The 13,840-nt window shown below is 61.4% G+C and carries 12 protein-coding genes; 6 read left to right on the forward strand and 6 right to left on the reverse strand.

What is annotated here, in order from left to right:
* Window positions 1-59 precede the first annotated feature (59 nt).
* The 5 genes from ACYSTU_RS18525 to ACYSTU_RS18545 all read left to right on the forward strand — a co-directional run bounded on the left by ACYSTU_RS18525 (window position 60) and on the right by ACYSTU_RS18545 (window position 5,769).
* The gene (locus tag ACYSTU_RS18525; protein ID WP_499000701.1) at window positions 60-1,724 is read left to right on the forward strand and encodes an AMP-binding protein; all 1,665 of its coding nucleotides are present in this window, start codon (window positions 60-62) and stop codon (window positions 1,722-1,724) included.
* 18 nt (window positions 1,725-1,742) lie between these two features.
* Window positions 1,743-2,504 carry an SDR family NAD(P)-dependent oxidoreductase gene (locus ACYSTU_RS18530; RefSeq protein WP_041480381.1) on the forward strand — a complete coding sequence of 254 codons (762 nt, stop codon included), beginning with the start codon at window positions 1,743-1,745 and terminating at the stop codon, window positions 2,502-2,504.
* A gap of 12 nt (window positions 2,505-2,516) precedes the next feature.
* Window positions 2,517-3,710 (forward strand): acetyl-CoA C-acyltransferase, encoded by a 1,194-nt coding sequence (locus ACYSTU_RS18535; protein ID WP_499000704.1) that lies wholly within the window; start codon window positions 2,517-2,519, stop codon window positions 3,708-3,710.
* 142 nt (window positions 3,711-3,852) lie between these two features.
* The gene (locus ACYSTU_RS18540; RefSeq protein ID WP_073474453.1) at window positions 3,853-4,980 is read left to right on the forward strand and encodes an acyl-CoA dehydrogenase; all 1,128 of its coding nucleotides are present in this window, start codon (window positions 3,853-3,855) and stop codon (window positions 4,978-4,980) included.
* Between the two features lie 15 nt (window positions 4,981-4,995).
* Window positions 4,996-5,769, forward strand: a complete 774-nt coding sequence (locus tag ACYSTU_RS18545; protein WP_016774718.1) for an enoyl-CoA hydratase — start codon at window positions 4,996-4,998, stop codon at window positions 5,767-5,769.
* Window positions 5,770-5,941: 172 nt separating this feature from the next.
* Here ACYSTU_RS18545 and ACYSTU_RS18550 read toward each other — a convergent pair whose 3' ends face one another.
* From ACYSTU_RS18550 to ACYSTU_RS18570, 5 genes are all read right to left on the reverse strand, one after another.
* Window positions 5,942-7,093 carry an acyl-CoA dehydrogenase family protein gene (locus tag ACYSTU_RS18550; protein WP_499000707.1) on the reverse strand — a complete coding sequence of 384 codons (1,152 nt, stop codon included), beginning with the start codon at window positions 7,091-7,093 and terminating at the stop codon, window positions 5,942-5,944.
* Window positions 7,094-7,096: 3 nt separating this feature from the next.
* Entirely contained in the window at window positions 7,097-8,203 is a 1,107-nt protein-coding gene (locus tag ACYSTU_RS18555; protein WP_499000710.1) for an enoyl-CoA hydratase/isomerase family protein, read from the reverse strand.
* 244 nt (window positions 8,204-8,447) lie between these two features.
* Window positions 8,448-9,134 (reverse strand): HPP family protein, encoded by a 687-nt coding sequence (locus tag ACYSTU_RS18560; protein ID WP_499000713.1) that lies wholly within the window; start codon window positions 9,132-9,134, stop codon window positions 8,448-8,450.
* Between the two features lie 156 nt (window positions 9,135-9,290).
* The gene (locus ACYSTU_RS18565) at window positions 9,291-10,469 is read right to left on the reverse strand and encodes an MFS transporter (protein ID WP_499000716.1); all 1,179 of its coding nucleotides are present in this window, start codon (window positions 10,467-10,469) and stop codon (window positions 9,291-9,293) included.
* Between the two features lie 241 nt (window positions 10,470-10,710).
* Window positions 10,711-12,090 (reverse strand): UDP-glucose dehydrogenase family protein, encoded by a 1,380-nt coding sequence (locus ACYSTU_RS18570; RefSeq protein WP_499000719.1) that lies wholly within the window; start codon window positions 12,088-12,090, stop codon window positions 10,711-10,713.
* A gap of 243 nt (window positions 12,091-12,333) precedes the next feature.
* On the opposite strand from ACYSTU_RS18570, the gene ACYSTU_RS18575 reads away from it, so the two are divergent.
* A complete protein-coding gene (locus ACYSTU_RS18575; RefSeq protein ID WP_186569674.1) occupies window positions 12,334-13,272 on the forward strand; it encodes a site-specific integrase in 939 nt (312 codons plus the stop codon).
* A gap of 5 nt (window positions 13,273-13,277) precedes the next feature.
* Here ACYSTU_RS18575 and ACYSTU_RS18580 read toward each other — a convergent pair whose 3' ends face one another.
* Entirely contained in the window at window positions 13,278-13,829 is a 552-nt protein-coding gene (locus tag ACYSTU_RS18580) for a PqiC family protein (protein ID WP_024012957.1), read from the reverse strand.
* Window positions 13,830-13,840: the final 11 nt, after the last annotated feature.

Here is a 13,840-nt window from a genome sequence, read left to right on the forward strand (position 1 = left end):
GACTATCCCTGTGTTGTTTACGGTTCCCAGCCTAATAAAAACACCGAGGGATTCTGGCAATGCGCGATTACTTGTCTGCCACCGAACAGTTCAACTATCAGCACACCGTCGATGCGTCGCTCAGCGGCACGCTGGCGGCACTCAACGCCTGCGTCGAATGTTGCGACCGCCATGCCTTGCCCGGGCGCATTGCGTTGTTCTGGGAAGGTCGCGACGGCTCAAGTGCGACTTACACCTTCACTGATCTGCAAGACAAAGCCGCGCGTTTCGCCAATTTCCTCCTCGCCCAGGGTGTGCAGAAGGGCGATAAGGTCGCCGGCCTGCTGCCGCGCAACGTCGAATTACTCATCACTGTGCTCGCCACCTGGCGCATCGGCGCGGTGTATCAGCCGCTATTCACTGCATTCGGGCCGAAAGCCCTCGAACATCGCCTGAACAGCTCCGGGGCGAAGGTCGTGGTCACCGATGCGGTAAACCGACCGAAGCTTAGTGAAGTCAGCGCATGCCCGACCATCGTCACCGTTGGTGGCGCCAAAGGTCAGGGCATCGTTCGTGGTGATTTCAGTTTCTGGGCTGAGCTGGCCAACTATTCCAATGTCTGCGAGCCGGTATTGCTGACCGGCGAAGACCCGTTCCTGCTGATGTTTACCTCGGGCACCACTGGCCCTGCGAAAGCCTTGGCGGTGCCGCTCAAAGCCATCGTCGCCTTCCAGAGCTACACCCGCGATGCGGTGGACCTGCGTCCTGAAGACGCGTTCTGGAATGTCGCCGATCCGGGCTGGGCCTACGGCATTTATTTCGGCGTCACCGGGCCGTTGGCGCTGGGCCACCCGATTACCTTCTACGATGGCCCGTTCACCCTCGAAAGCACCTGCCGGGTGATCAACAAATATGGCATCACCAATCTCACCGGTTCGCCCACTGCCTATCGCTTGCTGATAGCCGGGGGAGAGGAGTTCGCCAGATCGATCAAGGGCAAACTGCGCATCGTTAGCAGCGCCGGTGAGCCGCTGAACCCGGAAGTGATCCGCTGGTTCGCCGATAACCTCGACGTGGTCATCCACGACCACTACGGCCAGACCGAACTGGGCATGGTGCTGTGCAACCACCACGGCCTCGAGCACCCGGTGCATGTCGGCGCCGCCGGTTTCGCTTCGCCGGGCCATCGCATCGTCGTGCTCGATGAGCAGTACAACGAACTCGGCGTCGGTCAGCCGGGCATTCTTGCCATCGACCGCCCGCAGTCGCCGATGTGCTGGTTCGGCGGCTACGAAGGCGCGCCGACCAAGGCCTTCGTCGGCAACTACTACCTGAGCGGCGACACCGTGGAGTGGAACCCGGACGGCAGCATCAGCTTCGTCGGCCGCAGTGATGATGTGATCACCACTTCGGGCTACCGCGTCGGCCCGTTCGACGTGGAAAGCGCGCTGATCGAACACCCGGCCGTGGTCGAGGCGGCGGTCGTCGGCAAACCCGACCCGGAACGCACCGAACTGGTCAAAGCCTTTGTCGTGCTGAGCGCGCAGTACCGCGCCGCGCCGGAGCTGGCCGAAGAGCTGCGCCAACACGTGCGCAAGCGTCTGGCCGCGCATTCGTACCCGCGTGAAATCGAATTTGTCAGCGAATTGCCCAAAACCCCGAGTGGCAAATTGCAGCGCTTTATCTTGCGCAACCAGGAAATCGCCAAGGCTCAAGAGGCCGCGACGCACAACGTTTCAGCTTGAATCCAAGGAAACACCGTCATGCAGATCGAGAACAAGGTTTTTATCGTCACCGGCGGCGCGTCAGGCCTCGGTGCCGCCAGCGCTGAATTGCTGGTCAGTGCCGGCGCCAAAGTCATGCTGGTCGACATGAACGCCGAAGCCGTCGCCGCTCAGGCTCAGCGCCTCGGTGCGCAAAGTGTAGTTGCCGACATCAGCAATGAAGCCGCCGCCGAAGCCGCTGTGCAGGCGACCGTTGCCGCATTTGGCAGCCTCAACGGCCTGATCAACTGCGCCGGCATCGTGCGTGGCGAGAAAATTCTCGGCAAGAACGGCCCGCACGCCCTGAGCAGTTTTGCTCAAGTGATCAACGTCAACCTGATCGGCAGTTTCAACATGCTGCGCCTGGCTGCGGCGGCGATCGCCGAGAGCGAAGCCAACGCTGACGGTGAGCGTGGTGTGATCATCAACACAGCGTCGGTCGCAGCGTTTGATGGTCAGATTGGCCAGGCTGCGTACTCGGCGTCGAAAGGCGCAATCGCCAGCCTGACCCTGCCGGCCGCCCGCGAACTGGCGCGCTTCGGCATCCGCGTGATGACCATCGCACCGGGCATTTTCGAAACGCCGATGATGGCCGGCATGACCCCGGAAGTGCGCGACTCGCTCGCCGCCGGCGTGCCATTCCCGCCGCGTCTGGGCAAGCCTGCCGAATATGCCGCGCTGGTGCGCCACATCATCGAAAACAGCATGCTCAACGGCGAGGTGATCCGTCTCGACGGCGCCTTGCGCATGGCCGCCAAGTAAGGAGGATTAGTCATGACTATGTCCAATGATCCGATTGTTATCGTCAGCGCCGTCCGCACGCCGATGGGCGGTTTTCAAGGTGAACTGAAAAGCCTCAGCGCACCGCAACTCGGCGCGGCGGCGATCAAGGCTGCGGTCGAACGCGCCGGTGTCGCCAGCGACGCGGTTGATGAAGTGCTGTTTGGTTGCGTACTGCCCGCCGGCCTCGGCCAAGCGCCGGCACGTCAGGCCGCACTCGGCGCCGGGCTGGATAAATCGACGCGCTGCACCACGGTGAACAAGATGTGCGGCTCGGGCATGCAGACCACCATCATGGCCCACGACATGCTGCTAGCCGGCAGTGCCGACGTGGTGATCGCCGGCGGTATGGAAAGCATGTCCAACTCGCCGTACCTGCTTGATCGCGCCCGCGCCGGCTATCGCATGGGCCATGGCCGCGTGCTCGATTCGATGTTCCTCGACGGCCTCGAAGACGCCTACGACAAGGGGCGCCTGATGGGCACCTTCGCCGAGGATTGCGCCGAGGCCAACGGCTTCAGCCGCGAAGCGCAGGACGCTTTCGCCATTGCCTCGACTACGCGCGCGCAACAGGCGATCAAGGACGGCAGCTTCAAGGACGAAATCGTCCCGCTGACGGTGACCGTCGGCAAAGAGCAGATTGTGATCAGCAACGATGAACAGCCGCCAAAAGCCAAACTCGACAAGGTTGCCTCGCTGAAACCGGCTTTCCGCGAGGGCGGCACGGTCACCGCAGCCAACTCCAGCTCGATCTCCGACGGCGCGGCCGCGTTGGTGCTGATGCGTCAGTCCCACGCGCAGCAACTGGGCCTCAAGCCGCTGGCGGTGATTCATGGCCACGCTGCGTTCGCTGATACCCCTGGCTTGTTTCCCACCGCACCGATTGGCGCGATCAAGAAACTGGTGAAGAAGACCGGTTGGGCGCTGGATCAAGTGGATCTGTTTGAAGTGAACGAAGCGTTTGCCGTGGTCGGCATGGCGGCGATGACGCACCTGGAGATTCCCCACGACAAGCTCAACGTGCACGGCGGCGCCTGCGCGCTGGGCCATCCGATCGGCGCCTCGGGGGCGCGGATTCTGGTGACGTTGCTCGCGGCTTTGCGGCAGAAACAGCTCAAGCGCGGCATTGCAGCGATCTGCATTGGCGGCGGCGAAGCCACGGCCATGGCTGTGGAATGCGTTTACTGAAGGCATCGCCGATCAACTGTGGGAGCGAGCCTGCTCGCGAAGACGCTGTTTCGGCCGGCACATGCGTGACTGACACACCGCTTTCGCGAGCAGGCTCGCTCCCACAGGGTTCTATGTCGTACTCAGATTTGAAGGAATCACCATGATCCCCAACGAAGACCAAACCCAGATCCGCGACATGGCCCGGCAGTTTGCCGAGGAGCGGCTCAAGCCGTTCGCCGCCGAGTGGGATCGCGAACACCGTTTCCCCAAGGAAGCCATCGCCGAGATGGCCGAGCTGGGCTTCTTCGGCATGCTCGTGCCGGAGCAGTGGGGCGGCTGTGACACCGGCTACCTCGCGTACGCCATGGCCCTGGAAGAAATCGCCGCCGGCGACGGTGCCTGTTCGACGATCATGAGCGTGCACAACTCGGTCGGCTGTGTGCCGATTCTCAAGTTCGGCAATGATGACCAGCGCGAGCGCTTCCTCAAACCGCTGGCCAGCGGCGCCATGCTCGGTGCGTTCGCGCTGACCGAACCGCAGGCCGGTTCCGATGCCAGCAGCCTGAAAACCCGCGCACGACTGGAAGGCGATCACTACGTGCTCAACGGCTGCAAACAGTTCATCACCTCCGGGCAGAACGCCGGCATCGTGATCGTGTTTGCCGTGACTGACCCGAGCGCCGGCAAACGCGGGATCAGCGCGTTTATCGTGCCGACCGACTCGCCAGGCTACAAAGTCGCGCGGGTCGAAGACAAACTCGGCCAGCACGCCTCCGACACCTGCCAGATCCTCTTCGAAGATGTGAAAGTGCCGGTCGCCAACCGCCTCGGCGAGGAGGGCGAGGGCTACAAGATTGCCTTGGCCAACCTCGAAGGCGGCCGCGTCGGTATCGCCTCACAAGCCGTCGGCATGGCCCGCGCTGCGTTCGAGGCCGCGCGTGATTACGCCCGCGAGCGTGACACCTTCGGCAAGCCAATCATCGAGCATCAGGCCGTGGCGTTCCGCCTGGCGGACATGGCCACGCAAATTGCCGTCGCCCGGCAGATGGTGCATTACGCCGCAGCCTTGCGCGACAGCGGCCAACCGGCGCTGGTCGAGGCGTCGATGGCCAAGCTGTTCGCCTCGGAAATGGCCGAGAAGGTCTGTTCCATGGCCTTGCAAACCCTCGGCGGTTACGGTTACCTCAACGACTTCCCGCTGGAACGCATCTACCGCGACGTGCGCGTCTGCCAGATCTACGAAGGCACCAGCGACATTCAGCGCATGGTCATTTCGCGCAATCTCTGACAAGGAATTTTCTTCATGACTTACGAAACGATTCTGCTGGAAACCCGCGACCGCGTCGGCCTGATCACCCTCAACCGGCCGCAGGCGCTGAACGCGCTCAATGCGCAACTGGTCAGCGAAGTGAACCACGCCCTCGATACGCTGGAAGCCGATGCGCATATCGGCTGCATCGTCCTCACCGGTTCGAAAAAAGCTTTCGCCGCCGGTGCCGACATCAAGGAAATGGCTGAGCTGACCTATCCGCAGATCTACATGGACGACCTGTTCAGCGACAGCGATCGAGTGGCCAACCGACGCAAGCCAATCATCGCAGCGGTCAACGGCTTTGCCCTCGGCGGCGGTTGTGAACTGGCGCTGATGTGCGACTTCATCCTGGCGGGCGACAACGCCAGATTCGGCCAGCCGGAAATCAACCTCGGCGTGCTGCCGGGAATGGGCGGCACCCAGCGCCTGACCCGCGCCGTGGGCAAAGCCAAAGCCATGGAAATGTGCCTGAGCGGGCGCATGATCGACGCGGTGGAAGCCGAGCGCTGCGGCATCGTCGCGCGGATCGTGCCGAGCGATGAGCTGCTTGATGAAGCGCTGAAAGTCGCAGCGGTGATCGCTGGCAAGTCACTGCCGATTGCGATGATGATCAAGGAGAGCGTCAACCGCGCGTTCGAGGTCAACCTGAGCGAAGGCGTGCGTTTCGAGCGGCGGGTGTTTCATGCCGCGTTTGCGACGCAGGATCAGAAGGAAGGGATGGCGGCGTTTATTGCCAAGCGTGAGGCTGCATTCCAAGGCAAATAGTGTGTGAGCTTCAAAAGCCCCTCACCCTAGCCCTCTCCCCAGGGAGAGGGGACTGACCGCGTGATATGGGCAAATTACGCCGACCTGAAAGGTTGCCGCTGAATCCGTAACCGACTCGGTCGGCTCCCTCTCCCTGGGGAGAGGGCTGGGGTGAGGGGAAGGGCCAACGCCATTACAACTGATAGTTCTTCAAATCCCGCGCAATCACCATCCGCTGTATCTCGCTCGACCCTTCATAGATCTGGGTAATCCGCGCATCGCGGTAGTACTTCTCGACTGGGTAATCCTCCAGATAGCCATAGCCGCCATGGATCTGGATCGCCGACGAACACACTTTCTCGGCCATTTCCGACGCGAACAGCTTGGCCTGTGAGGCCTCGGACAAGCATGGTTTACCCGCCGTGCGCAGCCGCGCTGCATGGAGGATCAGCAACCGCGCGGCGTTGATCTGCATGTGCATGTCAGCCAGCAGATTGGCGATGCTCTGGTGCTCGATGATCGGTTTGTCGAATTGCACCCGGTCTTTCGAGTAGGCCAGCGCCGCTTCAAATGCTGCCCGAGCAATGCCCAATGCCTGCGCGGCGATGCCGATGCGTCCGCCTTCAAGGTTGGACAGGGCAATCGCCAGGCCCTTGCCGCGTTCGCCGAGCAGATTGGCCTCGGGGATGCTGCAGTTGTTCAGCGTCACCGCGCAGGTGTCGGAGGCGCGGATGCCCATTTTGTGTTCGGTGCGATCGACGATGAAACCCGGCGTGTCGGTCGGTACCAGAAACGCCGAAAGGCCTTTCTTGCCCAGCTCCGGGTCGGTCACGGCGAAGACGATCGCCAGTTTCGCCCGTTTGCCATTGCTGACAAATTGCTTGGCACCGTTGATCACCCATTGGCCGTCGCGCAGTTCGGCGCGGGTGCGCAGGTTGTGCGCTTCGGAACCGGCCTGGGGTTCGGTCAGGCAGAAGCAACCGATGGTCTGTCCACTGGCCAGATCGGCCAGCCAGTTCTGTTTCTGTTCGGCGCTGCCGTAGTTGAGCACCGGCCCGCAGCCTACCGAGTTGTGGATGCTCATGAACGCGCCGGTCGCGCCGTCACCGGCAGAGATTTCCTCAACCGCCAGGGCATAGGCGACGTAATCGACGTAAGTGCCGCCCCATTCTTCCGGCACAACCATGCCGAGCAGGCCCAGCTCACCCATCTTCGCCACCAGCGCGTCGTCGATCCAGCCAGCCTTTTCCCACGCCTGGGCGTGGGGTGCGATTTCGCCACGGGCAAAATCCCGGGCCATGTCGCGGATCATCACTTGTTCTTCAGTCAGTTCGAGATCGTGCATGACTCAGCTCCCGCTCTCATCAAAACCATGGAAGAAGCTCGCCACCTGCGCAGCGTCCAGCTCAGCGACGGTTGGCGGGTTCCAGCGCGGTGACTTGTCCTTGTCGATCAGCAGGGCGCGCACGCCTTCGATCAGGTCGCCACGGGCAAACCACTGGCGGTCCAGATGCAGCTCCAGCGCAAAGCAATTCTCCAGACTCAGGTGCCTGCCGCGACGGAGCATTTCCAGGGTCACGGCCATGGCCAGCGGCGAGCGGGTTTCCAGCAGATCCGCCGTGGTGACCGCCCATTCGTGGCTGTCGGCGACAGTGACGGCGCGCAATTGCTCGATCATGCTCGGCACGTCGGGCAAGGCAAAGAAGTGGTCGATGGCCGGGCGCAGCGCCTCAAGTGGGGCATCCGGCAGGGTTTGTACAGCGTGCTTGGCCAGCAGGTTCTGCAGCGACTTGAGCGGCGTGTCCTGCCACTCCATCTGGTCGAGTTTCTCGTCGAGCAAGCCCAGTTTGCTGCTGTCCAGATACCAGTCGGCGAGGCCGCAGTACAGCGCATCGGCAGCGCGAATCTGCACGCCGCTGACGCCCAGATAAATCCCCAGTTCACCGGGAATGCGTGGCAGGAAATAACTGCCGCCGACGTCGGGGAAATAACCGATGGCCACTTCCGGCATCGCCAGTCGGCTCTTCTCGGTGACCACGCGCAGATCGGCGCCTTGTACCAGGCCCATGCCACCGCCGAGGACGAAACCGTCCATCAAGGCCAGCACCGGTTTGCGGTAGTGATGAAGGGTCAGGTCGAGGGCGTATTCCTCGACAAAGAAATCTTCGTGCAGCGTGTCGCCGCTCTTGTAGCTGTCGTACAGCGAACGAATATCACCGCCGGCGCAGAAAGCCTTTTCGCCGGCACCGCGCAATACCACGGCGTGCACATCGGCGTCAGACGCCCAGGCATCGAGCTGCTGTTGCAGCAGACGCACCATGTCCAGGGTGATTGCATTGAGGCCCGCAGGGCGGTTGAGGGTCAGGTGGCCGATATGATTGCGCACCTCGGCCAGCACGTCGTTTGGTATGGCATCCATGGACGGGGTCCGCCGGGATGAAGCCTGAGCTGTCATCTGTAACTCCCTGCTTTTTATTGTCTTTATTCGAAAAGCCCGCGCGCGGGCGTTAGCGGATCGTAACAGTGCAAATTTGTCGTGTACAACGGGGATATGTGCAGGGGGAATCTGCGTTTTTCTCCTAGCGCCGCTTTCCGTGTAGGAGCTGCCGAAGGCTGCGATCTTTTGATCTTGATCTTGATCTTGAAAGCAAGATCAACAGATCGCAGCCTCGTTGCACTCGTCAGCTCCTACAAAGGGATCATCTGAACGTTTCGGTAATGCTGCGGCGCTTTGCGTGCAGTTCGCTGGCGTGGATCAGGCGTTCGAGGTCTTCGGGGGTGACGTCGATGAAGGCTTCCATGTCGGCCAGCGCCAGTTTCAAGTCTTCGGCGGTGATCGCCTGGCGGTCGACCGGGACCACTGGCGGTGCCGGGTCGGCAGCGCGTTTCGGATAGCGGATGCGGGTCAGGTTGTTATAGGCCAGCGCGCTGATGAGCATGCAGATGGCGCCGAGCATCACCGGCTCCATGGCTTTCCAGTCCATGGCGATGGTCGCAGGGTCGGCCAGCACCAGTGTCAGCGCCAAGGCGCCGGCCGGTGGGTGCAGGCAACGCAGCCAGCACATCAGAATCACCGCCATGCCGGCGGCGAGGCAGGCGCTGCCCAGCGTACGGCCAAGCACATGGGCCACCAGCAAAGCGACCACGCCAGCACACAGGTAGCCACCAAGAATCGACCATGGCTGGGCGAGGGCGCCCGAGGACACGGCGAACAGCAGCACCGCCGAAGCGCCGAGCGGGCCGACCAGGTGAAAGGCTACGTCATGGCCGAACACCTGCGCGCACATCCACACGCTGAACAGCGTGCCCAAGGCCATGCCGATCGCGGCACGGCTCCATTCAGTGGGGCGGGTGTTGATGGCAGCGGGCAACCAGCGAGCAAGCATGTAGAACTGATCCTTTACAAAATCCGGGGCAAAAAAAAGGACTTGTCCGGCATATCCGGAAAGCCCTCGAAGCGTTCCAACATTGGGGGAGGAACGCGCGTAGTTTGCCGATCAAAATCGATGCTGACAAATTCATATAAATGCAGTTTTAGTGCACTAATTTTGCATTGAAGTGGTGCGCCGCGCGCTGACGAAGCATAGATAGCCACCCAGCGCCGCCAAGCCGCTCAGGGCGTAGAACATGCTCGGCGCCGGCGTGTGCATCAGCAGAAACCCGCACAGCACCGGGCTCGCCCCACCGCCGAGTGCCGCCAGGTTCTGCGCGCCGTAGTAACTGCCGCGCAGTGCCTCCGGCGCGAGAGTGTCGACGAAGAGGAAGTCTGCCGGGTAAATGATCATTTCGCCCAAGGTGAAGATGAACATCGCCACGCACCAGCCGAGCAGGCTGTCCGCCAAACTGAAGCCAATCAACCCGACGATGAACAGCGCAGTGCCGCCGGCAATCCAGTGACGCAGGTGTTCGCGGCTGAGCCAGCGACCGACCTGGTATTGCAGCAGGATCACTGTGATTGCGTTGCAGGCGAGCAGGGCGGCCATGGTGTCCAGGGTCCGTTGTTGGGTGTGGGTGACCAGCAGGTATTGCGACAGGTACAGGGTGAAGCGCCCGTGCACCAACGTGCTGAGCAGGCAGCCAAGGGTGAACAGCACCATGGTGCGGTCGTTTTTCAGGATCATCAGCGTGTTGAGGAAACTCTGCGGCGCGCTGGCGGCTGTTATCGGACGCACATCGCGGACTGCGCCGAGCAGCAGAAAAATACTGCCAATGGCGATCGCACCGGCAACGATGAACGGCGCGGACGGCTGCACCCCGGCAATCACCACGCCAATCATCGGGCCGACGGCGTAGCCGATATTAGTCAGCGTGTAATTGAGGGAAAACGCCTTGACCCGCTGGCCCACCGGCAGGTTTTCACTGAGGATCGCCTTGGAGCCGATCAGGAACAGCGCCGACGCGGTTTCGCTGATGATCAGCACCAGGGTGACCAGATACAGGTTCTGCGCGAAGGTCAGCAGGATCAGGCCGATACCGCTGGAGAGCATGGCCACAATAAGCAACTGGCGCTTGTCCAGCTTGTCGATGATGTAGCCACCGTACAGCGACAGCAGCGTGGCGCTGAACACGGCGATGCCGAGCAGCAAGCCGACATCCTGCGGATTGAGGCCAAGCTTGTTGCTCAGGAACAGTGTCAGCAACGGGCTGACCAGGGCGCGGCTGATGACCACGGTCAGCGAGCTGATCATCAACCGGCGAATGAACGGCGAATACATGGCCACGGATGGGGAATGTCCTTATTCGGAATGGCTGGCGAACGCCATCCTCTCTGGGCAGCCGCCACCGGTCAAGCTGATACACCAGCGTCCTTCGGCGCACATGACTTCCCTGTGGGAGCGAGCCTGCTCGCGAAGGCGGCGGATCAGTCACCTCCAATGTCGCTGACATACCGTATTCGCGAGCAGGCTCGCTCCCACAGGGTCGGTGTAGCTCACAATTTGCAATGACTCCCACAGGGCCAGTTCAAGCCACATCCGAAGCCGCCGGCCTCTGCCGCAAGGTGATCGGCAACTTGCACGATTCACCGCGCCCTATCGGGAAATACTGGAAACCATTGCGCGCCAGGCGCCCGGCGTCGTACAGGTTGCGGCCGTCGAAGATGACCGGGCTGTTGAGACGCTGTTTGATCAGCTCAAAATCCGGGGCCTTGAACTGTTGCCATTCGGTGCAGATGATCAGCGCATCGGCGCCGGCCAGTACCGATTCCGGCGTGCCCATCAGCATCAGTTTTGATTCGTTTGGATAGAGATTCTGGGTTTCCACCATGGCTTCCGGGTCAAACGCGCGCACGCTGGCCCCGGCAGCCCATAAATCTTCGAGCAGAACCCGGCTCGGCGCGTCGCGCATGTCGTCGGTGTTGGGTTTGAACGCCAGGCCCCACAGGGCAAAGGTCCTGCCGCGCAAATCGCCCCGGTAGAACGCGTTGATGCGTTCAAACAGCTTGTGCTTCTGCCGCTGGTTGATCGCCTCAACCGCTTGCAGCAGATCACTGGAGCAATGCGCCTGTTCGGCACTGTGAATCAACGCGCGCATGTCTTTGGGAAAACACGAACCGCCGTAGCCGCAACCCGGATAGATAAAGTGATAGCCAATCCGCGTATCGGCACCGATGCCCTGGCGCACTGATTCGATGTCCGCGCCGAGGTGCTCGGCGAGTTCGGCGATCTGGTTGATGAAACTGATCTTGGTCGCGAGCATGCAGTTGGCGGCGTATTTGGTCAGCTCGGCGCTGCGCAGGTCCATGAACAGGATGCGGTCATGGTTGCGGTTGAATGGCGCGTACAGATCGCGCATCACATCGCGCACTTCAGCGCCTTCGCAACCGATGACGATACGATCCGGCCGCCGGCAATCGGCGACCGCTGAGCCTTCCTTGAGAAATTCCGGGTTGGAGACGATATCAAACTGCAGCAGGCGGCCAATCTTGATCAGGGCTTTTTCGATGTGGCTGCGCAAAGCGTCGCCCGTGCCCACCGGCACCGTGGATTTTTCCACCACGATCAACGACTGCTGGCGATGTCGGGCAATCGCGTCGCCGACCGACAACACGTAGCGCAGGTCCGCCGAGCCGTCCTCGCGTGACGGCGTGCCCACCGCGATGAACGCAACCCGCCCATGCAACACCGCAAACCGCTCATCAGTAGTGAATTGCAGGCGCTGCGAATCCAGGCCCTCACGCACCAGGCTGGCCAGCCCCGGCTCGAAAATACTGACGTGACCCTGGCGTAACTGCTCGATCTTCTGCGCGTCGACATCCATGCACACCACGTCGTGACCGACCTCGGCCAGCACCGCCGCTTGCACCAGACCGACATAACCACTGCCAAATACCGTGATCTTCATGCCGCACTCCTGTTCGCAGTCCCTGCATTGAACATAAGAGCGCGATGTTTCAGTTCGCCTACCGTGCTGATAAAGCAGCAAACAGACCGTTCGGGGAATGCCCGATTGACTTTTACGGCCTCGAACGGCAGGTTGTCGGCCTTTCGCGGCAACCCCTGTCATTGCGTCACGCCGTTTTTTTGCGTTTCATTTCATGCATTTATTGTTTTTGTTGAATCGTTTTTTATTTCAAGGCCGTTTCGTTTGAGTGATTTGTCGAGTACCCAACCTGCACCGTCCACCAGCAATCCGCTGACCGTTTACCTGGCGCGACTGGCACCTTCCAGCCAGTTGACCATGCGTTATGTGCTGCAAGACGCCGCTGACCGCCTCGGTTTCGAGGACGTCGATATCGAAGAAATCCCCTGGCACGGCCTGCAACCGGAAGACGTGGTGGCGCTGGTCGCCGCTTTGCGTGCCGATGGTTATGCACCGAACACCTCGTCGCTGTACGTCAATGCCGTGCGCGGGGTGATGAACGAGGCGTGGCGCATGAGCCTGATCAGCCAGGATCACCTGCTGAAGATGCGTTCGGTCAAGGGCATAGCCGGCACACGGCTGTCCCAGGGGCGCAACCTCAAGCGCACGCTGATTCACGAACTGATGGAAGTCTGCGCTGCCGACCCGCGCCCGCAGGGCTTGCGTGATGCGGCGGTGATAGCGTTGCTGTACGGCACCGGCATGCGCAAGTCGGAATCGGTGGATCTGGATCTGAGTCAGGTCGACTTCAACGAACGCAGCCTGACCGTCACCGGCAAGGGCAACAAACAGCTGATCAAGTACGCGCCGGCCTGGGCCTTCGCCAAGCTCGATGCCTGGCTGGAACTGCGTCGTTCACAGCTCAAGGAAGGCGAGAGCGACGATGCATTCCTGTTCAATCGCATTCGCCGGGGCAGCCACATCACCCGCGAGCGCATCACCAAACACGCGATTTACTACATCGCCCGCCAGCGCGGTACGCAGGTCGGGGTGAAAATCATGCCTCACGATTTTCGGCGTTCATTCATCACCCGGGTGATCGAAGAGCACGACCTGTCGATCGCGCAGAAACTCGCGCATCACAGCAATATCCAGACGACCGCCAACTACGATGTGCGCGATGACAACGAGCGGCGGCGGGCGGTGGATCGCTTCGATTTGTGACGCGATTAGCCCGATGAAGGGCAATTGCGCGCGGCCGTCGCAGCCTGAGTGATTTGTGCAGCAAGCCGTTTGACGTTGTTCTGTTGCGCAGTCACCAGCTCTTCGATGCTTGGCCCTGAAGGCGTCTGCAAGACCGAGCGACAGGTCAGTAGCGCCGCGTCTTCAGCACCCAGCGGACGCACTCGCCATTTCACGTCGATCAAGGCGTACTGACCGGGAATCGAATCGAAGCGCTGCACGTCGATACGCACGGAAGCGCGCTGCTGGCCGACACCGCTGCTCAATTGATCGATCAGCGCGCCGCGCAACTCATCGGCGAGAGTGGCGCTCCACCAATCGGTTTCCAGAATCGCCACGCCACTATTGCCCTGGCGAATCACAATCTGCGCGCGATCGACCTGTGGCGGCACGCTGATGCTTTCAATGGCGATGTCGGCACCGTTGCGGCTGGCACCCGGTTGCGCCGGGGTCAGTGTGTGAAAGCTGATCGGGTCGCTACGGCACGCAGTCAGCAGCACGAAGGCAGCGAGCACGGTGATCTTCAACGGTAAAGCCATGGATGCAGCTC

Source organism: Pseudomonas glycinis, assembly GCF_054871425.1.